Annotated in this window: 19 protein-coding genes; 3 read left to right on the top strand and 16 right to left on the bottom strand. The window is 72.1% G+C overall.

Annotated features, from left to right (window positions below; genetic code table 11):
* Positions 1–33 precede the first annotated feature (33 nt).
* Positions 34–1,443 carry an NCS2 family permease gene (locus ACTT8P_RS30490; RefSeq protein WP_442835006.1) on the bottom strand — a complete coding sequence of 470 codons (1,410 nt, stop codon included), beginning with the start codon at positions 1,441–1,443 and terminating at the stop codon, positions 34–36.
* A 249-nt stretch (positions 1,444–1,692) separates the two neighbouring features.
* Between ACTT8P_RS30490 and ACTT8P_RS30485 the strand changes: the two genes are divergently transcribed.
* The 3 genes from ACTT8P_RS30485 (at position 1,693) to ACTT8P_RS30475 (ending at position 4,075) form a co-directional block, all read left to right on the top strand.
* Positions 1,693–2,295: a SigE family RNA polymerase sigma factor gene (locus ACTT8P_RS30485; protein WP_442835005.1), complete on the top strand. Its 603-nt coding sequence runs from the start codon at positions 1,693–1,695 to the stop codon at positions 2,293–2,295.
* Positions 2,292–3,152: a hypothetical protein gene (locus tag ACTT8P_RS30480; RefSeq protein ID WP_442835004.1), complete on the top strand. Its 861-nt coding sequence runs from the start codon at positions 2,292–2,294 to the stop codon at positions 3,150–3,152. The genes ACTT8P_RS30485 and ACTT8P_RS30480 overlap by 4 nt, the downstream gene beginning before the upstream one ends.
* A 92-nt stretch (positions 3,153–3,244) precedes the next feature.
* Positions 3,245–4,075, top strand: a complete 831-nt coding sequence (locus ACTT8P_RS30475) for a pectate lyase (protein WP_442835003.1) — start codon at positions 3,245–3,247, stop codon at positions 4,073–4,075.
* A 4-nt stretch (positions 4,076–4,079) separates the two neighbouring features.
* Here ACTT8P_RS30475 and ACTT8P_RS30470 read toward each other — a convergent pair whose 3' ends face one another.
* The 15 genes from ACTT8P_RS30470 to ACTT8P_RS30400 form a co-directional block, all read right to left on the bottom strand.
* On the bottom strand, positions 4,080–5,192 hold the full coding sequence (locus ACTT8P_RS30470; RefSeq protein ID WP_442835002.1) for a right-handed parallel beta-helix repeat-containing protein: 1,113 nt from the start codon (positions 5,190–5,192) through the stop codon (positions 4,080–4,082).
* Positions 5,193–5,232: 40 nt separating this feature from the next.
* Positions 5,233–6,399 carry a dienelactone hydrolase family protein gene (locus ACTT8P_RS30465; RefSeq protein WP_442835001.1) on the bottom strand — a complete coding sequence of 389 codons (1,167 nt, stop codon included), beginning with the start codon at positions 6,397–6,399 and terminating at the stop codon, positions 5,233–5,235.
* Positions 6,386–7,663 (bottom strand): pectate lyase family protein, encoded by a 1,278-nt coding sequence (locus ACTT8P_RS30460; RefSeq protein WP_442835000.1) that lies wholly within the window; start codon positions 7,661–7,663, stop codon positions 6,386–6,388. Before ACTT8P_RS30460 ends, ACTT8P_RS30465 begins: the two co-directional genes overlap by 14 nt.
* Complete coding sequence (locus ACTT8P_RS30455; RefSeq protein WP_442834999.1) at positions 7,656–8,786, bottom strand: pectinesterase family protein; 1,131 nt, start codon at positions 8,784–8,786, stop codon at positions 7,656–7,658. Before ACTT8P_RS30455 ends, ACTT8P_RS30460 begins: the two co-directional genes overlap by 8 nt.
* Before the next feature lie 82 nt (positions 8,787–8,868).
* Positions 8,869–10,194 (bottom strand): pectate lyase family protein, encoded by a 1,326-nt coding sequence (locus ACTT8P_RS30450; protein ID WP_442835010.1) that lies wholly within the window; start codon positions 10,192–10,194, stop codon positions 8,869–8,871.
* A gap of 45 nt (positions 10,195–10,239) precedes the next feature.
* Complete coding sequence (locus ACTT8P_RS30445) at positions 10,240–11,028, bottom strand: rhamnogalacturonan acetylesterase (protein WP_442834998.1); 789 nt, start codon at positions 11,026–11,028, stop codon at positions 10,240–10,242.
* A gap of 114 nt (positions 11,029–11,142) precedes the next feature.
* The gene (locus ACTT8P_RS30440; protein ID WP_442834997.1) at positions 11,143–12,498 is read right to left on the bottom strand and encodes an ABC transporter substrate-binding protein; all 1,356 of its coding nucleotides are present in this window, start codon (positions 12,496–12,498) and stop codon (positions 11,143–11,145) included.
* Positions 12,499–12,572: 74 nt separating this feature from the next.
* Entirely contained in the window at positions 12,573–14,099 is a 1,527-nt protein-coding gene (locus tag ACTT8P_RS30435) for a family 43 glycosylhydrolase (protein WP_442834996.1), read from the bottom strand.
* Positions 14,096–14,941: a PmoA family protein gene (locus ACTT8P_RS30430; RefSeq protein ID WP_442834995.1), complete on the bottom strand. Its 846-nt coding sequence runs from the start codon at positions 14,939–14,941 to the stop codon at positions 14,096–14,098. The genes ACTT8P_RS30435 and ACTT8P_RS30430 overlap by 4 nt, the downstream gene beginning before the upstream one ends.
* Positions 14,938–16,098 (bottom strand): Gfo/Idh/MocA family protein, encoded by a 1,161-nt coding sequence (locus tag ACTT8P_RS30425; RefSeq protein ID WP_442834994.1) that lies wholly within the window; start codon positions 16,096–16,098, stop codon positions 14,938–14,940. Before ACTT8P_RS30425 ends, ACTT8P_RS30430 begins: the two co-directional genes overlap by 4 nt.
* Positions 16,095–16,994 (bottom strand): carbohydrate ABC transporter permease, encoded by a 900-nt coding sequence (locus tag ACTT8P_RS30420; RefSeq protein ID WP_442834993.1) that lies wholly within the window; start codon positions 16,992–16,994, stop codon positions 16,095–16,097. The genes ACTT8P_RS30425 and ACTT8P_RS30420 overlap by 4 nt, the downstream gene beginning before the upstream one ends.
* Positions 16,991–17,926 (bottom strand): carbohydrate ABC transporter permease, encoded by a 936-nt coding sequence (locus ACTT8P_RS30415; RefSeq protein ID WP_442834992.1) that lies wholly within the window; start codon positions 17,924–17,926, stop codon positions 16,991–16,993. Before ACTT8P_RS30415 ends, ACTT8P_RS30420 begins: the two co-directional genes overlap by 4 nt.
* A 106-nt stretch (positions 17,927–18,032) precedes the next feature.
* The gene (gene araD / locus ACTT8P_RS30410) at positions 18,033–19,763 is read right to left on the bottom strand and encodes an L-arabinonate dehydratase (protein ID WP_442834991.1); all 1,731 of its coding nucleotides are present in this window, start codon (positions 19,761–19,763) and stop codon (positions 18,033–18,035) included.
* Positions 19,751–20,662 carry a dihydrodipicolinate synthase family protein gene (locus tag ACTT8P_RS30405; RefSeq protein WP_442834990.1) on the bottom strand — a complete coding sequence of 304 codons (912 nt, stop codon included), beginning with the start codon at positions 20,660–20,662 and terminating at the stop codon, positions 19,751–19,753. Before ACTT8P_RS30405 ends, araD begins: the two co-directional genes overlap by 13 nt.
* Positions 20,659–21,315, bottom strand: coding sequence for a GntR family transcriptional regulator (locus tag ACTT8P_RS30400; RefSeq protein ID WP_442834989.1), 657 nt, complete (start codon positions 21,313–21,315; stop codon positions 20,659–20,661). The genes ACTT8P_RS30405 and ACTT8P_RS30400 overlap by 4 nt, the downstream gene beginning before the upstream one ends.
* Positions 21,316–21,461 lie beyond the last annotated feature (146 nt).

Genomic DNA, 21,461 nt, shown 5'->3' with positions numbered 1-21,461 from the left:
TCTGTTGCCCGTTTGAACACCGCCCCGCGCCGCTCACTTCACGCCCAGCACCTGCTCCACCGGATCGATCGCGAAGTACACCAGGAACAGCGCCGAGGTGACCCACAGCAGCCAGTGCACCTGCCGGGCCCGGCCCAGCACCGCCATGAGCACGGCGTACGCCAGGAAGCCGGCGCCGATGCCGTTGGTGATCGAGTACGTGAACGGCATCACGGCGATGACCAGGAACGCCGGTACGGCGATCTCGTAGCGCTCCCAGTCGATGTGTCTGACCTGGGTCATCATCAGGAAGCCGACCGCCACCAGGGCGGGGGCGGCGGCCTGCATGGGGACGATGGTGAGCAGCGGGGTGAGGAAGAGCGCGAGGGCGAACAGCGCGCCGGTGACCAGGTTGGCGAAGCCGGTGCGGGCGCCCTCGCCGACGCCGGCCGCCGACTCCACGTAGGAGGTCGCGGAGGAGGCCGAGGCGGCGCCGCCGGCCACCGCCGCCGCGCCGTCCACCAGCAGTACCCGGCCCAGGCCCGGCACCTTGCCCTCCGCGTCCAGCAGCCCGGCCTCGGCGCTGACGCCGACCACCGTGCCCATGGTGTCGAAGAAGTCGGACAGGATCAGCGTGAACACCAGCAGGACGACGGTGATCGCGCCGGTCTCGCCGAACGCGCCGAACAGGCTGAAGTCGCCGACCAGTCCGAAGTCGGGGGCGGCCACCAGCCGGTCCGGCCAGGCGGGGGTGGTCAGCCCCCAGGAGGCGACGTCGGCCACCGACTCGATGACGATCGCCAGCACCGTCATCGACACGATGCTGATCAGCAGGGCGCCCTTCACCTTGCGGGCCAGCAGCGCGAGCGTGAGCAGCACGCCGAGGCAGAAGACCAGCACCGGCCAGCCGGTCAGGGTGCCGGAGCCGCCGAGCTGGACCGGGACGGTGGTGTTCGCGGCGTCCGGGACGCGGCTGACGAACCCGGCGTCCACGAAGCCGATCAGGGCGACGAACAGACCGATGCCGACGCCGATGGCCTGCTTGAGCGGCTGCGGTATGGCCCGCATGACGGCCTCGCGCAGGCCGGTCACCACCAGGACGCAGATCAGCAGGCCCTCCAGCACGATCAGTCCCATCGCGTCGTCCCAGCTCATCAGCGGGGCGATCTGGAAGGCGACGACCGCGTTGATGCCGAGTCCGGCGGCGAGGGCCAGCGGCAGATTGCCGACCACTCCCATGATGATCGTCATCACGGCGGCCACCAGCGCGGTGACGGTGGTGAGCTGGACCGCGTCCAGCCGGTCGCCGTGGATGTCCTGGGCGCCGCCGAGGACGAGCGGGTTCAGGACGAGGATGTAGGCCATCGTGAAGAACGTGGCGAGACCGCCGCGGGTCTCCCGGGCGAAGGTGGACCCCCGTTCGGAGATCCGGAAGAACCGGTCGAGGGTGTGGACTGCTGACATCGCGGGTGCTCCTGGTCGGTGGGTCGGTGGGTCGGCGCACTCGTCAAGTGCGCCGAGTCGACTGGATTGTTGCCCCGCTGAACCTGGTTCAGGTTTTGACCGTGTTACGGAATTACCGACCGGGTTCGGCCCGCCATACGCCGTTCGACTAACCGCACAACCACCCGGCGAACGCTGGTACAGTGCCGCACTCCGTCCCGGCGTACGGCTGTTCGACGCCGGGGAAGCCGCTGCGAGGAGAGACCGCCCGTGGGCACAGTCGTCGACGACGCCGCCTCCGTGGAGTTCCATGACTTCTTCGAGCTCCACTACGCCGAACTGTCCCGGCTGGCCCGCCTGTTGACCGGCGAGCCGGACCTCGCCGACGACCTGGCGGCGGACGCGCTGCTGGCGCTGTGGCACCGCTGGGACCGGGTGCGCGCGGCCGACCATCCGGTGGCCTACGCCCGCGGCGTCGTCGCCAACCTGGCCCGGACCCGGGTGCGCAGCGCGGTCCGGGAGCGGCGCCGGGTCGCCCTGTTCTGGTCGCAGCGCGAGGAACGGACCGAGGACCCGGACGTGGCCGACGTGGTGGACGTCCAGGAGGCGCTGCGCCGGCTGCCGTTTCGTAAACGGGCCTGTGTGGTGCTGCGGCACGCCTTCGACCTCTCGGAGAAGGACACCGCGCTCGCGCTGGGCGTCTCGGTGGGTACGGTGAAGAGCCAGACCTCCAAGGCGATGGCCGAACTCCAGCGGTCCCTGGGCACGGAGCGCGCCGCGCCGCGGGTCCGCGCGGCGGCGCGCGCGGCGCGGGTGACACAGGTGGCGAACGTGGCGCGCGGCACCGGCCCGGCCGCGGGAGGGAACGGGTGACCGTGCGGCACGACGAACACCAGGCGCTGCGCGCGCGGCTGCGGGCGGCGGCCGGGGCGCACCAGCCCGACCGGGCGCGGATGCTGGCCCGGGTGGAGCGCGGCATGGCCGGCTCCGCGGGGCGCGGGGCGGCGCGGCCGCCGGTGCGCGGCTGGGTACGGGTGGCGGGGGCCACCGCGGCGGTGGCGGGCGTCCTCGCGGTCGGCGGTTACGCGGTCGCCGCCGCGGTCCGGGCCGAGGCGCCCGCGGACCGGGCGGTGGCCGTCTCCGCGCCGCCGGGGTCCACGCCCACGCCTACCCCGTCCCCGGACGCCACCGCCCGGCCGCCGGCCGGGCCGACGCCGCGGACGTCGCCCGCGGCCGGCGCGCCGAAGTCCACCGCCTCCCCCACCGCACCGGCCACGCCGTCCACCGCGTCGTCCGCTCCGGTCCGGCCGCCGGCCGCCTCCGGTGTCGAGGACGGGCCGCTGTGGTCGGACGGCTCGGTCGACCCGCACAGCAACGAGTTCTGGGCGCAGAGCAACGTCACCCTGAAGACGGACCGGCCGCTGACCGCCGTCACGGTCCGGCTGCGGATCGCGCAGACCGGCGGGGTCACCTCCACCGGCGCCTGGCGGTCGCTGCCCGAAAACGACTTCGCGCTCACCGTGGCCGAGCGCGACGGCTTCCTCGTCTACACCTGGAAGCTGAAGCGGGGCCGCACGGTCCCGGCGGGCACCTGGGTGTTCGCCGGGCAGTACGACCACGAGCGCGGCGGCCGGGACGCCGGTGCCGACAGCTACGCGGCGACCGCCACGGCGGCGACCGGGGACCTGTCGGTGGCGGGCGACTTCGCGCCGCAGCGGGACGGCGACTGACGGACCGGCGAATTCCGCGCCGGGCGGCAACCCCGTACCCCGCCCGCGGCGACCAGGGGAGGCAAGGATGTCCCCTCACGCAAGGAATCGTCATGACCGCACCGACCGAACAGCGCGTCCGTCACCGCCGCCGGGCCACCCGGCGCCGGGCGGTGCTCGCCTCGGCCGCCGCGTTCGGCATCACCGGCGCCGCGATCGTCACCTCGACGATGCTGTCCAGCGCCGGCGCCGCCGCCGCGTGGCCGACCCCCACCGGGAACAAGGCCGTCTCCGCGACCATCGCGGTCTCCGGCACCTACGACGGCGGGCTGAAGAACTTCTACGGCACCGGCGACCTCGGCGGCGACGGCCAGGAGGAGGGCCAGGACCCGCTCTTCGAACTCGCCGACGGCGCCGTCCTGAAGAACGTCGTCATCGGCTCCCCGGCCGCCGACGGCGTCCACTGCAAGGGTTCCTGCACCCTGCAGAACGTGTGGTGGACCGATGTCGGCGAGGACGCCGCCACCTTCAAGGGCACCTCGTCCTCGGCGAAGTACACGGTGACCGGCGGCGGCGCCCAGCAGGCCGACGACAAGGTGCTCCAGTTCAACGGTGCCGGGACGCTCACCGTGACCGGCTTCCAGGTCGAGGACTTCGGCAAGCTGGTCCGCTCGTGCGGCAACTGCTCCAAGCAGTACAAGCGCACCATCGTGCTGAGCGACCTCGACGTCACCGCGCCCGGCGGCGCGGTCGCCGGCATCAACACCAACTACGGCGACACCGCGACGCTGTCGGACATCCGCGTGCACGGCGACGACGACGAGGACATCGACCTCTGCGTCCGCTACACCGGCAACGACGACGGCGACGAGCCGGTCAAGACCGGCTCGGGCCCGGACGGCACGTACTGCAAGTACGAGGACTCCGACCTCAGCTACGACTGACGGGTCAGTTCATCGTCGCGCCGATGGTCGTGCTGCCCGTCGTCAGGAAGGTGGTGGCGGGCAGCGTGCCGCCGGCGCCGCGGGCGTTGTAGACGGTGGTGGCGTCGGTCGACACGAAGGCCGGGGTGGCGATGCCGGAGTCCCAGTTGTTGCCGGCCGAGACCACCGAGGAGCCCCTGCTGACCGAGCCGCCGCCGTTGCTCACGGCGAGGTTCTTGCCGAGCCGGGCGGCGCCGGTGGCGAAGTAGTAGCCCCACTTGCCGTTGGCGTAGGCGGTGGTGCGGTTGATGACGATGGCGCCGGTGTTGGAGTTCTCGGTGAAGCCGTTGCCCGCGTCGTCCCAGGCGGCCGAGTTGTTGACGACGTGCGCGACGGTCTCGCCGTCGCCGCCCAGCTTGTAGCCGTTGCCGTCGCCCGCGAACGCCGAGTCGGACCAGCGGTTCTTGCCGTTGCCGAAGGACCAGGTGTGCTCGACGGTGACCGGCGAGGAGAACGACCAGAAGTCGAGCCCGTCGTCCGAGTTGTTGTAGAGGCGCGCCCCGGTGATGAGGTTGCCGCTGCCGGAGCCGTACTTCACGGCGATCCCGTCGGCGTTCTCGCCATGATTGGCGGCGTCGTAGTGCCCGTAGGAGTCGAGGTTGCGGACGGTGTTGTTCACGGTCCCGTCCCCGGTGAGGGTGAAGCCGGAGTCGCCGCCGTTGATGGTCTTGACGTTGCTCCAGTTGGTGCCGGTGCAGGACGTGCAGACGACGGCGCTGTCCGGGGAGTTCTGGAAGGTCAGGTTGGAGACGTTCCAGTAGTCGGCGGTCAGTTTGAAGATCCAGTCGCCGTCGGGGAGGTTCGAGCCGTCGATCTTCACCGTCTCCGAGCCGTACGCGGTGAGCGTCACCGGCGCCGACGAGGTGCCGTTGACCGTGGACTGGAGGGTGGCGGTCGGGTAGTAGGTGCCGCCGCGCACCTGGATGACGGTGCCGGCGGTGGCGTTCTTGACGGCGTTGGACAGGTCGGTCACGTTGCTGACGACCACGGTGGCGGCCTGCGCCGGGGTGGGCAGGGCGGCGGCGCCGGTGCCGAGCGCGAGCGCGGCGGCGGTCAGGAGTGCGGTACGACGAGACATGGGGTGCGGGTCCTTTCTCGTACGGGTGGGGATCGCGGGGTCAGCGCAGGACGGAGTCCAGCCAGGTGAAGACCTCGTCCTGCATGGGGGCGGTGAAGACATGTCCGACGCCCGGCCACAGCTCGGTGCGCAGCCGGTGCCCGGCGCGGCGGGAGTCCCAGACGGCGCGCAGCTTCGCGTAGGCCGCCGTCACGCCGTCGGGGGTGAAGAGGGTGTCCTGCTCGCCGTCGACGAAGTACATCGGCCGGGGCGCGGCGATGCTCGCCACGTCGGGGATGTCGAGGTGCCGGGCGAGGCCGGGGTGGAGCATGTAGTACGCCGACTGCCCGCGCAGCGTGTTGTTGCCGGGGACCATCATCTCCTTCAGGCCGGTCATCCAGCAGACGCTGGCGGCGGCGGCGACATCGTCGCTGAGGGCTGCCGTCTGCCAGGCCCGGTAGCCGCCCATGGAGAAGCCGACGGCGGCGACGCGGCGGGCGTCGACGTGGTCGAGGCCGGCCAGGAAGCCGGCGGCGCGGGCGTCCTCGCGGGCCGTCAGCCCGGCGAGCGAGGAGCCGAGGTTGTAGAGGTTGGCGGCCAGCGCCTGCTGCTGTTCGTAGCTGACGGGGCCCCGGTCGCCCCAGCCGAGGGCGTCCAGGCAGAGCACCGCGTAGCCGCGCCGGGCCAGTTCGTCGCCGACGAACCGGCTGCTGAGCAGCTTGTCCGCCCACGCCTGGGCGGAGGCGAGCCGGGTCTCGTCGTCCCAGGGCCGGACGCACTTCTCCTTGCCGATGTCGAACTTGGCGCCGTGGTCGTGCAGCAGGAGTACGGCGGGGAACGGCCCGGCGCCGTGCGGGACGAGCAGGCTGCCGCGCACCCGGGTGTGCCGGGTGAGGGAGACCGTCACCGACTGCCGCCGGTAGCCGTCGCCGTCGGGTCCATCGGTGAACTCGGGGTCGTACGGGGTGCCTTGCTGGTCGTCGACGAGGAGGTGGTCCTCGGCGGTCCGGCGGGCGGTGCGCCGCCAGGCCCGGAAGTCGCGCTGCGGCGAGGTGCCCCAGGCGAGCGGGAAGCGCAGCTCGTCCTTGAGGGCCTGGTGGAAGTCGAGCAGGTTGCCGCCCACGAGGTCCTCCGCCCGTGCGGTGCCCGCGCCCGCGCCGGTGAACAGCGCGGCGCCGGCCGCCCCGGCGACGAAGGTCCGGCGGCCCAGTGGTTCACGCGCGGTCATGGGACCTCCCGGTGCCGGCGTGGAGCAGGACGTACTCCTCGACGGCGTGCGCACTGGTCAGCGCCCGGTAGGGGTAGACGTCGGCCGGGTCCCAGCCCACGTCGGTGCCGAGGCCGAGGCCGCGCGCCACGGCGTCCAGGTGGGCGGGGCGCCCGTTGAACCAGGAGCCGGTGTCGTGGAACGCCGTGCCCCCGTAGGCCGCGACGGCCAGCGCGGGACCGCCCCTCGGGTACGTGAAGACGTTGCGCTCGGAGAAGAGCGCCGACTCGACCCCGACCCCCAGCGCGTACAGCGTGTCGGCGGGCCGCCCCCGGTACACGTTGTTGACCACGTGCACCTGCCCGAAGCGGACCCGTGGGGCGCGCTGGGCGATGCCGGTGAAGAGGTTGCGGGCGAAGGTCACCTTCAGATGGCCCCGGTCCCGGTCGGCGCGGCTGTCCCCGGAGCCGATCAGCAGCGCCTTGTCGTGGTCCTCGAAGCGGCTGTCGGAGACGGTGATGAAGTCGGCGCCGTCCTCGATGTCCAGCAGCCCGTCGTGCCGTTGGACGTGTTCGCCGTGGAAGCCGGACGGGGCCGCGCGGTCGGGGAAGCGGCCGTCGGTGAAGACGCAGTGGTCGATCCAGATGTGCGTGCCGGTGATGACGGTCATCGCGTCGAACCGGGCGTTCCAGTTGCCGCTCGTGCCGTCGTCCGGGGACCAGCTGGTGAAGTGGTCGACGGGTGCTTCGAGCCGCAGGTTGCGGACGACGATGTCGCTGCCGGTGTTGACGGTCAGGAAGACGCCGAGCAGCGCGGCGCCGTTCCCGGTGCCGACCAGGGTGGTGTTGCTGGGCACGGTCAGCTGGATCTGGGCCTTCTCGTTGTTCGACCCGGTCTGCCGGAGCTGGCGCTGCCGTTTGCAGTAGTCGTAGCGGGTGTCGGACCAGGTGGTGCCGTCCGCGCCGAAGCAGGACATGTACTGGGCGAGGTCGTAGCCGGGCGCGTAGTCCTGGGCGCCGAGCGAGGTGCCGTCGTCCGCCTGGTGGCCGTCGATGGCGCCGGCCACCCGGATCACCTTGGGCGCGGTCGGGTCACCGTCATTGGCCAGCGCCTGCTTCAGTTCGGCGCGGGTGTGCACGGTCCAGGTCCGGCCGCCCGCCCCGCCGGTGGTGCCGGGGCCGGCGGAGGCCCAGCCGACCGGGCCGGGGGCGGCGGCCGACGCGGGGGCGGCGGGCAGCAGCAGGGCCGCGCAGGCCGGCAGCGCGGCGGCCCAGGCGCTACGCACGGGGCCGCCAGTCGCCCAGGTAGGCCGCCTTGGTGTGGGCGGCGGCCTCGGCGCGGGTGAGCTGGGGCCGGTTCGCCGGGACGGTGATGGCGGCGCCGGGGCCGGTGTTGCGGTACTCGCGGAAGCGCTGTTCCTGCCACGGGTAGGCGTCGCGCATGTTGGCGTAGGGCGCGACCGCGTCGATGCCCGCGCCGAGCCGGGTGTCGCGCACGGTGAGCATCGGGCGGGCGGTGGTGTCGGAGCTGGGCACCCAGGGGCGGGCCAGCTTGTAGTAGCCGTCGGGGGCTTCGCTGCTGATCCGGCTGTCGGTCACCAGGTAGCCGCGCGGGTTGGCGCCCGCCGTGGAGGGCGCGAAGACGAAGCCGTACGGCGCCGCCGCCAGGTCGGTGCGGACCAGGGTGCGGAAGTGGCAGTGCGCGTAGACGGCCGTCGCCCGGCCGAAGACGAAGTCGACGTCGCCCTCCACGTAGCAGTGCGCGTAGTACTGCCGGGCGAAGAGGGTCAGGTCGCGGGTGTCGGCGTACAGGGTGTCCTGGTGGCCGAGGAAGCGGCAGTGGTGGAAGGCGGTCCGGTCGCCCTGCGCCTTGAGGGCGACGGCCTGGGTGCCGGTGTAGTCCGGGTTGTCGCTGCGCAGCCAGTCGTTGGCGAAGGTGATCCAGCGGGCGGTGAAGCCGTCGGCGGCAACCGTGGTGGTGGCCGAGCCGCTGGTGCCGTAGGTGCCGGAGCCGTCCGGCTTCGGGGTGCCCGCCGCGTTGGCGTAGACGATGACGGTGTCGCGGGGGTCCTCGGAGGCGCCGATCCAGGTGGCGTCGGTGCGGGTGGCGTCGACGGTGACCGTCTCCCGGTAGGTGCCGGGCGCGAGGACCAGGGTGCGGCCGGTGCCGGTGGCGGCGGTGACGGCGGCCTGCACGGAGGTGAAGTCGCCCCGGCCGCGCGGGTCGACGTACAGGGTGCCCGGGGTGAGCCGGGCGGCCGGGGAGCCGTAGCGGCCGAACGGGCGGTGCCCGGCACCGGCGGTGGCGGGGGTGGCGGCGAGGCCGAGGGCGGCGCCCGCGCCGGCGGCGGCGAGCAGGAAGCCTCTGCGGGACGGGCGGGACAGCGGGGCGGGGACGGGGCGGGGCATGCGGGTGCTCCTTCGGATCAGGTCAGGAGGGGGATCTCCGGTGGGCCGGGGCGGTGGGGGCCGCCCCGGCCCGTCGCGTGGGCTAGCGCAGCCGTCCGGCGCCGGCCCCCCGGTCGACCAGACCGGGCACGGCCTTCGCCGGATCGACCTTGGTGCGCAGGGTCGGTGTCCAGCCCGCGCCGGCGGTGAGGGTCTCGGCCGGGAGCTCCGCGTTGTGCACGGCGATCAGGTCCACGGACTTGCCGTTGACCCGGTTGTGGGCGGCGGTGACCGGCGCCTCGCTCCATTTCTTCAGCACCTGCGCGGCACTGACCCCGGCCGGCAGCGTGAAGGCGTTGTGCTCGGCGACGAGGGCGGACTCCTTGCCGACGCCGAAGCTGTAGGCGTAGTCCTCGTTCGCCACGAAGTGGTTGTCGTAGACGTCGACCTGGCCGAACCGGACCCGGGGCGCCCGCTCGACGAGGTTCTTGAACAGGTTGTGGTGGAACGTCGCCTTCAGGTGCCCCCGGTCGCCGACCGCCGTGGACTCGCTGTCGCTGTTGCCGATCAGGATCGTCTTGTCGTGGTCGCTGAACACGTTCCAGGAGGCGGTCACGTAGTCGGCGCCGCGCACGATGTCGAGCTGCCCGTCGTGCTGCTGGTACAGCATGCCGAAGTAGGTCGGGGCCGCGCTGTCGGGGTGCGCCCCGTCGGTGAACGTGTTGTGGTCCAGCCAGACATGGGTGGCGCCGTACACCACCGTGCTGTCGTACTCGCTGTTCCAGTTGCCGGTGTCGCCGTCCGTCGGGTCCCACTGCGGGAAGCAGTCGACGGGGCTCTCGAAGGTCAGGTTGCGGACGATGACGTTGTCCACGGCCTTGATCTGGAGACTGGCGCCCTTGATGCCGGCGTTCCGGCCGACCCCGATGATGGTGGTGTCGGCCGGGATGTCGGCCTTGATGGCCTGGTCCTGCTGGGCGGCGGAGGCCCGCCGCAGCCCCTCGGGGCTGTCGTCGGGCTCGGCGCTGAGGTCGGTGTCGTACCCCCAGTTCTCCGGGGAGTACGCGTCGAGGTAGGCGTCGAAGTCGTAGCCGGGCGCGGCGAACGCGTCGCAGCCCTCGGACACGGCGTCGATGGTGCCCTTGACCTTGATGATCCGGGGCGCGGTGCCGTCCGCCGCCAGCGCCGCCTTGAACTCGGCCCAGGTGGTGACGGTGTACACGTGCGCGGCGTCCGCGGCCGCGCCCCCGGTCGTCCCGGTCCCGTACGACGCCCAGCCGTCGTGCGCGGCCAGCGTCTGCCGGGCCGGGTCCCGGTGCTGCGGGCGGGCCTCGGCACCGGCGGCCGTCAGCGCCAGCACCAGGGCGGTGCACCCGGCCAGCGCGGCACCCTTTCCTATGACATGCCCATGCCATCTTTGTGTCTTCATGTGTGCTGTCTTCATGTGTGCGGCTCTCCTTGGGATACGTCGGTGTCAGGCGGTGGGCCAGCTGATCCAGGACACGGGGATCTCCGCGTCCAGCCGGCGCGCGTCACGGTGCCCCAGCACCCGGGTGCGCAGCAGCTCGCGCACCACGAGCCGGGCCACCTCGATGGCGCCGGGCGGGTTGAAGTGGGTGTTGTCCTGTTCGGTGGCGGTCCAGTTGAAGTACGTCTTGGTCCCCTCCACCCCGAGCCGCTGCCACCGCGCGAGCGACAGCGCCTGCACGTCCAGCAGCGCGACGCCCTCCTCGGCGGCGAGCGCCCGCATGGCCGCCGGGTACTCCCCGTGGCTCGGCTGCGCGGTCCCGGCCGCGTCGAACCGGCGCCGCTCGACGGGCGTGACGAGCACCGGCCGCGCCCCGCGCTCCCGGGCCCCGTCGACGTACCTCCGCAGGTACTCCTGGTACGTGGTCCAGGGCTCGGTGTATCGGACCGGGTCCTCGCTCTTCTCGTCGTTGTGCGCGAACTGGATCAGGAGGAGGTCACCGTGCCTGATCTCCCCGAGAATCACCTCCAGCCGCCCCTCGTCGACGAAACTCCGGGAACTCCGCCCGTTCACCGCGTGATTGGCGACGGGCAGTTCCTTGCGGAGAAAGAAGGGCAGCGCCATTCCCCACCCGGTCTCGGGCGCGGCGTCGGCGTATTTCTGGGCGGCGGTGGAATCACCGGCGATGTAGAGGGTGCGACGACGCCCACCGGCTTGCGCGGTACCGGTGGCGGAAAAGGCCAGAGGCACGGAAGCGACGGCAGCGGCGGTGACTTGTCTGCGGCTGAGGGACACGCCGGTCAACCTTTCAACGCGGAGGAGGATACGCCCCCAGGGACGCGGGGAACTGCGCGATCAACCAGGGACGGCCCGCACCCTGCGAAGAAACGGGCCGCCCCACAACGCATGTCAGCCCTTCTGCTCATTCCACTCGGCCTGCGCCTCGTTCAGCTGATCGGCCACCGTGTCCAGGAATTCCTTCGCCGACATCTTCCCCAACAGCACCTTCTGGAAGTTCGGCTCGTTGTCCGCCTTGGAGATCGTGTTCCAGTCCGGCAGATAGTAAGGAAGCTGGACGATGGTCGTGGAACCGTCCGTCAACGCCTCGGCCGCCAGCTTCGTCGGCTCCGCCTCCGACACCCACGCGTCCTTGGCCGCGTCGTTGTTGGCCGGCACCTGCCCGGCCGACTCGTTGAACTTCGAGTTCTCCTCGTGCGAGACGGCGAACTCGATGAACTTCCAGGCCGCTTCCTTGTTCTTGGAGTTCTTGAACACGCCAAGACCGTCCACCGGGTTGGACACCTGCACCCGCTGGCCGCCGGGTCCCACCGGCTGCGGGATGCCGCGGAACTTGTCCTCGCCGAACGCCTTCACATGGTCCTGGTAGGAGCCCAGGTTGTGGTTGAGCATCCCGATCGTGCCCGAGTCCCACTGGGCGACCATCTTGGTGAAGTCGTTGTTCAGGTCGGCGGCCGGCGTGACCTTCTTGAACAGGTCGGCGTACTTCTCCAGCGCCGCGACGTTCTTCGGGTCGTTGACGGTGGTCTTCGCCCCGGCGGAGTCCCAGAACGAGGTGATCCCGGACTGCCCGTACATCGCGTCCAGGGCCTGCGCGATGGAACCGGCGCCGCCGCGGATGGTGTACCCGAACTTGTTGTCGCCGGAGTCGGTGAGCTTCTCGGCGGCCTCGAAGAAGGCGTCCCAGGTGGACGGCTCCTTCAGACCCTCCTTGTCGAACAGGTCGGTGCGGTAGTAGAGGACGCCGTTGTTGGCGGAGGTCGGCACCGAGTACAGCGTGCCGTCGCCGCCGCCGGCCGCCTTCAGCGACTCGACCATGTCCTTGTTGAGCTTGCCGTTCAGCGAGGACGTCGCGAGCCGGTCGTCCAGCGGGTCCAGCGCGTTCTGCGCGGCGAACCCGGCCAGCATGGCCGCGCCCACCCCGCCGACGTCCGGCAGCCCGCCGCCCTGGATGGCGGTGTCGACCTTCGACTGGTACTCGGTGGCGGCGATCCCGACGTACTCGACGTCGATGTCCGGGTTGGCCTTCTCGAAGTCGGCGATGATCTCCTTCCAGATGTCGGTGCGGACCCCGCCGTTGTTGTCCCAGAAGGTGATCTTCCCCTTGCCGCTGCCCTCGCCGCCGTCGCCGCCCGATCCGCTGCCGTCGTCCCCGCAGGCGGTGACGGTCAGCGCGAGTACGGCCCCCAGGGCGATGACGGCCGGCGTGCGGCGCCTGCCGGTGCTGCTGCGCATGCTGATCTTCATGAGTCGGCTCTCTTCTCTGGATCAAACACTGGATCGAGCGGTGCGATGAAGGTGCTGAACACGTGGGGGGATGGCTACGAGGCGGTGATGCGGAACCGGGTGCCGCCGGCCGTGCCCGGCTCGCCCCCGCCGGGCGGCGCGAGCGCGAACAGGCCGAGCAGGGCGCCGACCCAACGCCAGGGCGTGGCGGCGAAGACCTGCCCCGAGGGGCGCAGGCCGTCGCCGGTGTCGGCGGTGAACCGGCAGCGGGCCTGCGGCCCGATGTCGATCCGCAGCCGGGCCCGGCCGTCCGGGGCGAGCCGGGCGTGGGCGGCGTCCCGTTCGGCCTCCGCCACGCTTTCCCCGAACCGGTGCACCAGATGCACGGCCCCGTCCGCGCCCCGCTGGAGCCCGATCCAGCAGAACGCGTCCCCGAGGACGACGAGCCCGGCCCGCGCCCCCGGCTCGGTACTGTCGAGCCGCAGGTCGACCTCGACCGCGCACGGGGTGCCGGGCAGCCGCTGGGTGAGGACGTTGGGCAGCTTGCGCGGGTCGTGCGCGTCGGCCGAGCGGACGCAGGCCAGCCGCAGCCCGTCCCCGGCGTGCGGGACGGTCCAGCCGTCCCCGGGGTTGGCCGTCCAGGACCACTGGGGGCCGTACCGGCCGCCGGGGAAGTCGTCGTCGGTGGCGGGGGCGGAAGCGGTGGCGGGCGCCGCCGGCCCGGGCGGCAGGGCGGGCCGCCGGTGTTCGGTGACGGGCGCGCCGTCGTCGCCGAGCACCGGCCAGCCGTCGGCCGCGTCCCAGCGCATCGGCTGGAGGTGCACCACCCTGCCGTACGCGCCGCGCTGCTGGAAGTGCAGGAACCAGTCCTCGCCGGCCGCGGTGCGCACCCAGCCGCCCTGGTGGGGGCCGTTGACGTCGGTGCCCTGCTGTTCCAGGACGACCCGTTCCTCGTAAGGGCCGAAGAAGTCGCGGGCGCGGAAGGCGCCCTGCCAGCCGGTCTCCACTCCCCCGGCCGGGGCGAGGATCCAGAACCAGCCGTCGTGCCGGTAGAGCTTGGGGCCCTCCAGGGTGAACCAGCCGGGGATGCGGTCGGCGTCGACGATCACCTTGCCCTCGTCCAGCAGCCCGGTGCCGTCCGGCCGCATGCGGTGGCCGGTGAGGCGGTTCTTGACGCCGGAGCGGGACTTGGCCCAGGCGTGCACGAGGTACGCCTCGCCGCTCTCGTCGTCCCACAGCGGGCACGGGTCGATCAGGCCCTTGCCCTCCTTGACCAGATGCGGGCGGGTCCACGGGCCCTCGGCGGCGGGGGCGTTGATCTGGAAGACGCCCTGGTCGGGGTCGCCCCAGAAGATCCAGAAACGCCCGTCGTGGTGGCGCAGGGACGGGGCCCAGACGCCGCCGTCGTGCCGGGGGACGGCGAACCGCTCAGCCGGTTCGAGGTGATCGAGGGCATGGCCCAGCAGCGTCCAGTCGACCAGGTTCCGGGAGTGCAGCAGCGGCAGCCCGGGGGCCCGGCCGAAGCTGGAGGCGGTCAGGTAGAAGTCGTCGCCGACGCGGACCACGTCCGGGTCGGACCAGTCGGCGTTCAGCACCGGGTTGCGGTACGTGCCGCTGCTCACTGGCTCACCGCCTTGCGGACCAGCGCGGCGGCGCCGTCGGCGTCCAGCCGGCCGTCGGCGACGACGGTGACGATCCGGCGGACCGCCGTGTCGCCCGGGGCCACCGCCAACCGGCTGTCGTGGGCCAGCGAGGAGCCGACGCCCGGATACTCCTCGGTGCGCACGAACCAGGGGTCCTCGCGGGTGCGGTCGGTGGCCCCGGCGAAGACCAGCGACCAGTCACCGCCGACCAGCGCCAGCCAGTCGGCCCGGCGGCCGTGCGCGGCGCTCTCGCCCTCGGCGTCCGGGGTGAGGACGTCCGGTGCGGTCTCCTCCTTGCGGGCCCGCCAGAAGAAGCCGCCGTAGGCCGCGCCGGGGCGGCCGTTGGTGGCGGGGCTGCCGATGGTGAGCGGGCCGGCCGTGACGTTGGTCAGCGAGAAGGTGAAGTCCAGCGCCCAGGCCCGGTCGGTGAGCGCGGTGGCCGCCACCGTGCGCCGCTCGCGCAGCAGTTCGGTGCCGGCGGCGGTCCAGCGCAGTTCCGCCACGAACCCGTCGGAGTCGCGCAGCGGGAAGGCGGTGTGCCGCTGGGTGCCGTGGTTGTCCAGCTCGGTCGGGCCCTGGTCGCGGACGTAGGTGCGGCCGCCCCAGAAGTTGTGCCCCTCGACGTCGGGAACGGCGACACCGACGCCGAGGTGGTGGATGTGGTCGGCGGGCGCGAACTCGGTGACCGCCGTACCGGTCAGGGTGGTGACGGGGTGCAGGTAGGGGCGGGGCGAGCAGCGGGCGGGCAGCTCGGGCCGGGTGACGTAGCGGGCCACGGGGCGGCCGGCGACGCGCAGGACCGGGGCGTCGGTGCCGGTCATCGGTGGCTCACCTCCTCGGCGGCCCAGGGGGCGCCCAGCTCGGAGTAGAGGGAAAGGGTGCCGGCGGCGGACTCGACCAGGGCGTCGACACCGGGGACCGTCCGGCGGCCCTCGGCGGCGATCCGCTGCCAGGCCGTCTCGGGCAGCGGCCTGGGGTCGGGGGCCCGGCGGATCGCCTCCACGACCCGCATGAAGGCGCCGGTGGCGTCGGGCTCGACCAGTAGGCCGGTGCCGTGCGCCAGGTGGTCGAGGAGGTTCTCCAGCAGGTCGGTGCGGCCGTGCTCGTACTCCTCGGGGCCGTGGCCGGCCCGCTGGACCAGGACCCGGTCCTGCTTGTACCAGAAGGTGATCCGGCCCCGGGTGCCGTGCACCAGGACGTACGGTTCGGCGGCCCGTTCGGCGCACAGGGTGGCGGCGACGGTGATCCGCAGGCCGGTGGGGGCGGTGACCCGGACGCAGGAGGTGTCGTCGGCCTCGATGTCGTTGGCGCGGTGCAGTTCGGTCTCCACGGCGGCGACGTCCTGGTCGCGGGTGGCGCCGCCGAGCACGAGGGCGGTGGCGACGGCGTGCGCGAGGGGGTTGGTGAGTGCCCCGTCGACCACGTCGGTGCCGTCGTCCAGGCGGCGCCGCCCGGCCCAGGGCGAGCGGCGGAAGTACGCCTCGTCGCGCACCCAGGCACCGGCCCCGCCGATGCCGGTGACCTCGCCGACGGCGCCCTCGGCGACCAGGTCCCGGATCGCCGGCACGGCGTCCGAGCCCAGCGACTGGAAGCCGATCTGGCAGGCCACGCCCGCCTCGGCGACCCCGTCGGCCATCCGCCGGAACTCGGCGAACGACGGGGCCGGCGGCTTCTCCAGCAGCAGGTGCACGCCCCGCCGGGCGGCGGTCAGCGCCAGGTCGGTGTGGGTCGGGATCGGGGTGCAGACGACGGCCACCCGCGCGCCGGTACGGTCCAGCAGGTCGCCGAAGTCGGCGGACTGGACGGGCGGTTCGGCGCCGTACTCCTCCGCGGTGAGCGGGGTCAGCTCGCACAGCCCGGCCACCCGGATGCGGCCCGCCCGCTCCAGGCGGCGCAGGTTGGCCAGGTGCCAGCGGCCGTGCCCGCGGGCACCGGCGAGGACGACGGGTACGGGGACGACGAGTACGGTCGCGCTCACCCCTTCACCGCCCCCGCGCTGAAGCCGGTGATCAGCCACTTCTGGATGAAGGCGAAGACCAGCACGACCGGGACGGCCGCGATGATGCCGCCGGCGGCGAGCGCGCCGAGGTCGACGCTGTCCGCGCTCATCAGGGTGTTGAGGCCGACCGGGATGGTCTGCTTGCCCTGGTTGTTGAGGAACATCAGGGCGAACAGGAAGTGGTTCCAGGAGTGCACGAAGGCGAACGAGCCGACCGCGATGATGCCGGGGCGCAGCAGCGGCAGGACGACGATCCGGAAGGCCCGCAGCCGGCCGCAGCCGTCCACCCAGGCGGCCTCCTCCAGGGAGTACGGCACGTTCTTGATGAAGTTGCTGATCAGGATCATCGACAGCGGGAGCTGGAAGACGGTCTCGGCGATGATGACGCTGCCCAGGGAGTTGATCATCTTCAGTTCGGCGAAGATCTCGAACAGCGGGACCAGGAGCAGCGCGCCCGGCACGAACTGGGAGCAGAGCAGCGCCAGCATGAAGACCCGTTTGACCTTGAAGTCGAAGCGGGCCAGGGCGTAGCCGCCGGCCAGGGCGACGACCGTGGTCATCACCAGGGTGGCGACGCCGACCAGGACGCTGTTGCCGAAGTAGGTGCCGAAGCTGCGCTCGGTCCAGACCTTCTCGAAGTGCTCGAAGGTGATCGGCCAGGGCACCAGCGAGGTGGAGCCGGCCGGGCGCAGGGAGAAGAGCAGGATCCAGTAGAAGGGGATGAGGGTGAAGACGAGGTAGACGCCGAGCGGGAGGTAGATCTGCCAGCGCGGGATCTCGTCCCAGGCGGGGCGGTTCTTCTTCACGGGGCGCGGCGGGGCGGGGGCGGCCCGCTCGGCGGCGGGGGCGGCCGCGGTGGCCTCCTTGGTGATCACTTGTTGTCGCCTCCGAACTTGCTCAGCCGCAGATAGACCATGGAGCAGAAGAGCAGGATCACGAACGCGACCGTGGTCAGGGCGGACGCGTAGCCGAAGTCATGGGCGTCGACCGAGGTGTTGGCGATGTAGAGCGGCAGGGTGGTGGTCTCGCCGGCCGGTCCGCCGCCGGTCAGGGTGTAGAGCAGGTCGACGTTGTTGAACTCCCACACCGCGCGCAGCAGTGTGGACAGGATGATCGCGTCCTTCAGGTGCGGCAGCGTGATGTGCCAGAACTGCTTGATCCGGCTGGCGCCGTCCACCTCGGCGGCCTCGTACAGGTCCTTGGAGACGGACTGGAGGTCGGCGAGGATGAGGATCGCGAAGAAGGGCACGCCGCGCCACAGGTCGGCGACGATCGCCGCCGGGAAGACGGTCGAGGTGTCCGACAGCCAGCTCGTGCCGTAGGAGCCGATGCCCATGTCGGCGAGGTAGCGGGTGATGCCGGTCTGGGAGTTGTAGAGCAGCACCCAGATCGCGGACGTCAGCACGCCGGAGACGGCCCACGGGGAGAAGACCAGGGCGCGGCCCAGGGCCCGGCCGACGAAGGTCTGGTTGACGATCAGGGCGAGCGCGAGTCCGAAGAGCAGTTGCAGGCCGACCTCGACGAAGACCCACTTGGCGCTGAAGACGAGGGTGTCCCAGAAGGCCGGGTCGTCGGTGAAGATCTTGACGAAGTTGTCGAAGCCCGCGTAGCCGTTCCGCCACGGCTTGGTCGGGTTGTACTCCTGGAGGCTGTAGTAGAAGACGCTGATGACCGGGTAGGCGATGAAACCCAGCATCAGCAGACCCGCCGGGGCGATCAGCAGGTACGGCAGCCTGCGCGGGGTGGCGGAGGCACGGCGCCGCCTCGGTGGCGCGGGCGGTTTCGCCACGGCTGCGGCTTGGGCCATGACTGTTCTCCGTTCTGGTACGTGTGCGTACGTGTGCGTGGTGCGTACAGGAAGCGCTTTCTGCATGGACAGGGGTGTGCGTCGGCCTTTCCGCCGACCGGGGGGGTCAGCCCGCGTACGGGTCCTGCACCTTGCCCGGACGGGCCAGGAACTCGAAGTCGCAGCCGGTGTCGGCCTGGGTGATCTGTTCGTTGTAGAGCGCGCCGTAGCCGCGTTCGTAGCGGGCCGGGGGCGGCGTCCAGTCCACCCGGCGGCGGGCCAGTTCCGCGTCGTCGACGTTGAGCTGGAGGCGGCGGGCCGCGACGTCGAGGGTGATGCTGTCGCCGGTGCGGACCAGCGCGAGCGGGCCGCCGACGTGCGACTCGGGCGCGACGTGCAGCACGCAGGCGCCGTAACTGGTGCCGCTCATCCGGGCGTCGGAGATCCGCACCATGTCCCGCACCCCCTGCTTGAGCAGGTGGTCGGGGATCGGCAGCATGCCGTACTCGGGCATCCCCGGGCCGCCCTTGGGACCGGAACCCCGCAGCACCAGCACACTGTCGGCGGTGATGTTCAGCGCCGGGTCGTTGATGGTGCGCTGCATGGTCTTGTAGTCGTCGAAGACGACGGCGGTGCCGGTGTGCTGGAGCAGGTGCGGTTCGGCGGCGATGTGCTTGATGACGGCGCCGTCCGGGCAGAGGTTGCCGCGCAGCACCGCGACCCCGCCCTCGCTCGCGACCGGGTTGTCGCGGGGCCGGATGACGTCGTCGTGGTGCACCTGGGCGCCGGCCAGCTGCTCGCGCAGCGTGTCGTGACAGACCGTGGGGCGGTCCAGGTGGAGCAGGTCGGGGATGCGGGAGAGGAAGCCGGGCAGGCCGCCGGCGAAGTGGAAGTCCTCCATCAGGTACGTCTGTCCGCCGGGGCGGACGTTGGCCAGCACCGGGACGGTGCGGGCGACGCGGTCGAAGTCGTCGAGGGTGAGGGTGACCCCCGCGCGGCCGGCCATCGCGATCAGGTGGATCACCGCGTTGGTGGAGCCGCCGAGGCCGAGCACGGTGGTGACGGCGTCCTCGAAGGCGTCCGCGGTGAGGATGTCGCTGAGCTTGCGGTCCTTGCGCACCAGTTCGACGATGCGCAGCCCGGCCGCGGCGGCCATCCGGTCGTGTCCGGAGTCGACGGCCGGGATGCTGGAGGCACCCGGCACGGTGACGCCGAGCGCCTCGGCGGCGGCGGTCAGCGTGGAGGCGGTGCCCATCGTCATGCAGTGGCCCGGCGAGCGGGCCAGGCCGCTCTCCAGTTCCTGCATCTCGCAGTCGCCGATCAGGCCGGCCCGCTTGTCGTCCCAGTACTTCCACATGTCGGTGCCGCTGCCGAGGGTCTCGCCCCGCCAGTGCCCGGGGAGCATCGGCCCGGCCGGTACGAACACGGCCGGCAGGTCGACGGAGGCGGCGCCCATCAGCAGCGCGGGCGTCGACTTGTCGCAGCCGCCCATCAGGACCGCCCCGTCCACCGGGTAGGAGCGCAGCAGTTCCTCGGTCTCCATCGCGAGCAGGTTGCGGTAGAGCATCGGGGTCGGCTTCTGGAAGGTCTCGCTGAGCGTGGCGACCGGGAACTCCAGCGGGAAGCCGCCCGCCTGCCACACGCCCCGCTTCACCGCCTGCGCGCGGTCGCGCAGGTGGACGTGGCAGGGGTTGATGTCGGACCAGGTGTTGAGGATGGCGATGACCGGCTTGCCGAGGTGCTCCTCGGGCAGGTAGCCGAGCTGGCGGGTGCGGGCCCGGTGGCTGAAGGTGCGCAGGCCCTCGGTGCCGTACCACTGGTGGCTTCTGAGCTGCTCCGGTGTCTTCATATCGACCATCCGGCGGCGATCTCGGCGACCTCGGCGCGCTCGCCCTGGGGCAACGGGCGGCTGGGCGGGCGGACCTCGCGGCGGCACAGGCCGAGCGAGGCGAGGGCCTCCTTGACCACGGTGACGTTGTTGGCGGAGCCGTTGGCGGCGCGCAGCTCCTCGAAGCGGCGGATCTGCTCCCAGACCTTCATGGCGGCCGGGTAGTCGCCCGCCCGCAGCGCCTCGATCATGTTCCGGGAGACCGCCGGGGCGACGTTGACCAGTCCGGAGGTGAAGCCGGTGGCGCCGGCCGAGAAGTAGGAGGGGGCGTACGGCTCGGCCAGCCCCGCCACCCACACGAACCGCTCCAGGCCCGCGTCCCGGGCGAAGGCGGCGAACTTGGCCGCGTCCGGCACCGCGTACTTCACGCCGACCACGTTCGGGCAGCTGTCGGCCAGCTCGGCCAGCCGCGCCCCGGCCAGCTGCGGGTTGCGGACGTAGGGGACGACGCCCAGCTCGGGGACGGCCTCGGCGACCGCGCGGTGGTAGTCGACCCAGCCGGCCTGGGAGACGTAGGGGTGCACGGGCTGGTGCACCATCACCATCGTGACGCCCAGGTCGCGGGCGTGCCGGGCGGAGGCGACGGCGGTCGGCACGTCGTGGCCGACGCCGACCAGGATGTCGGCCCGGCCACCGGACTCCTCGACGGTCAGCTCGGTGACCTGGCGGCGCTCGGCGGGGGTGAGGGCGTAGAACTCGCCGGTGTTGCCGTTCGGGGTGAGGGTGGTGATGCCGGCGTCCAGCAGGCGACGCAGCAGGGCCCGGTACGTGGCGGGGTCGACGGAGCCGTCCGCGGCGAACGGGGTCACCGGGATCGCGACCACGTCGGCCAGGGCCGCCCGCTGGGTCTCGAACGTCTCGCTGCTCATTCCTGGCCTTCCTGGTTGGCGGCGTCGGGGAACGCCCGCTCGACGAAGGACGCGATGTGCGCGTGCAGGGCGCGGGCGGCACCGTCCGCGTCGCCGTCCAGGGCGAGCCGCAGGATCCGCTGGTGCTCGCCGGCCTCCCGCTCCCAGGACGGGTCGGCGGCCCAGGCGACGGCGGAGACCAGGGCCGCCTGGTCGCGGACCTCGTCGAGCATCCGGCCGAGCAGCGGGTTGCCGCAGGGCAGGTAGAGGGCGCGGTGGAACTCCCGGTTGGCCAGTGACCGTTCGGCGGTGTCGGTGGCCCGTTCGGCGCGGGTCAGCGCGTCCCGGGCGGCGTCCAGGGAGGCGCCGCGGCGCACGGCCCGCTTGAGTGCCTCCGGCTCCAGGAGCAGCCGCACGTCGTAGACCTCGCGTGCCATGTCCGCGTCCACCATGCGCACCGTGACGCCCTTGTACTGGCTGTTCACGACCAGTCCGGTGCCGGCCAGGGTCTTGAGCGCCTCGCGCACCGGGGTCTTGGACACCCCGAACTGTGCGGCGAGTTCGGTCTCCACCAGGGCCTGACCCGGCGTCAGCCGGCCAGTGAGGATGCGGCGTTTGATCTCCTGGAGCACGTACTGCGTGCGGGAGGGGATCGGCATGGGCACAGAGGTCATGTGCGCCTCTCGGATCTCGCGTATCGCGTCTCATATATGACGTACGAAGTACGACGCGTTGAAGTTAGGAGGGGGGTGCCGCCCCGTCAATGCTTCTGACAAAGGAAGTTGGGCGCATGTCCCGGCATCGGGCATCCGCCCGATGC

Source organism: Streptomyces sp. JW3 (assembly GCF_052216785.1).
Taxonomy (GTDB): Bacteria; Actinomycetota; Actinomycetes; order Streptomycetales; family Streptomycetaceae; genus Streptomyces.
The sequence above is the reverse complement of the archived record's forward strand: the minus strand, read 5'-3'. Positions and strand labels throughout refer to the sequence as shown.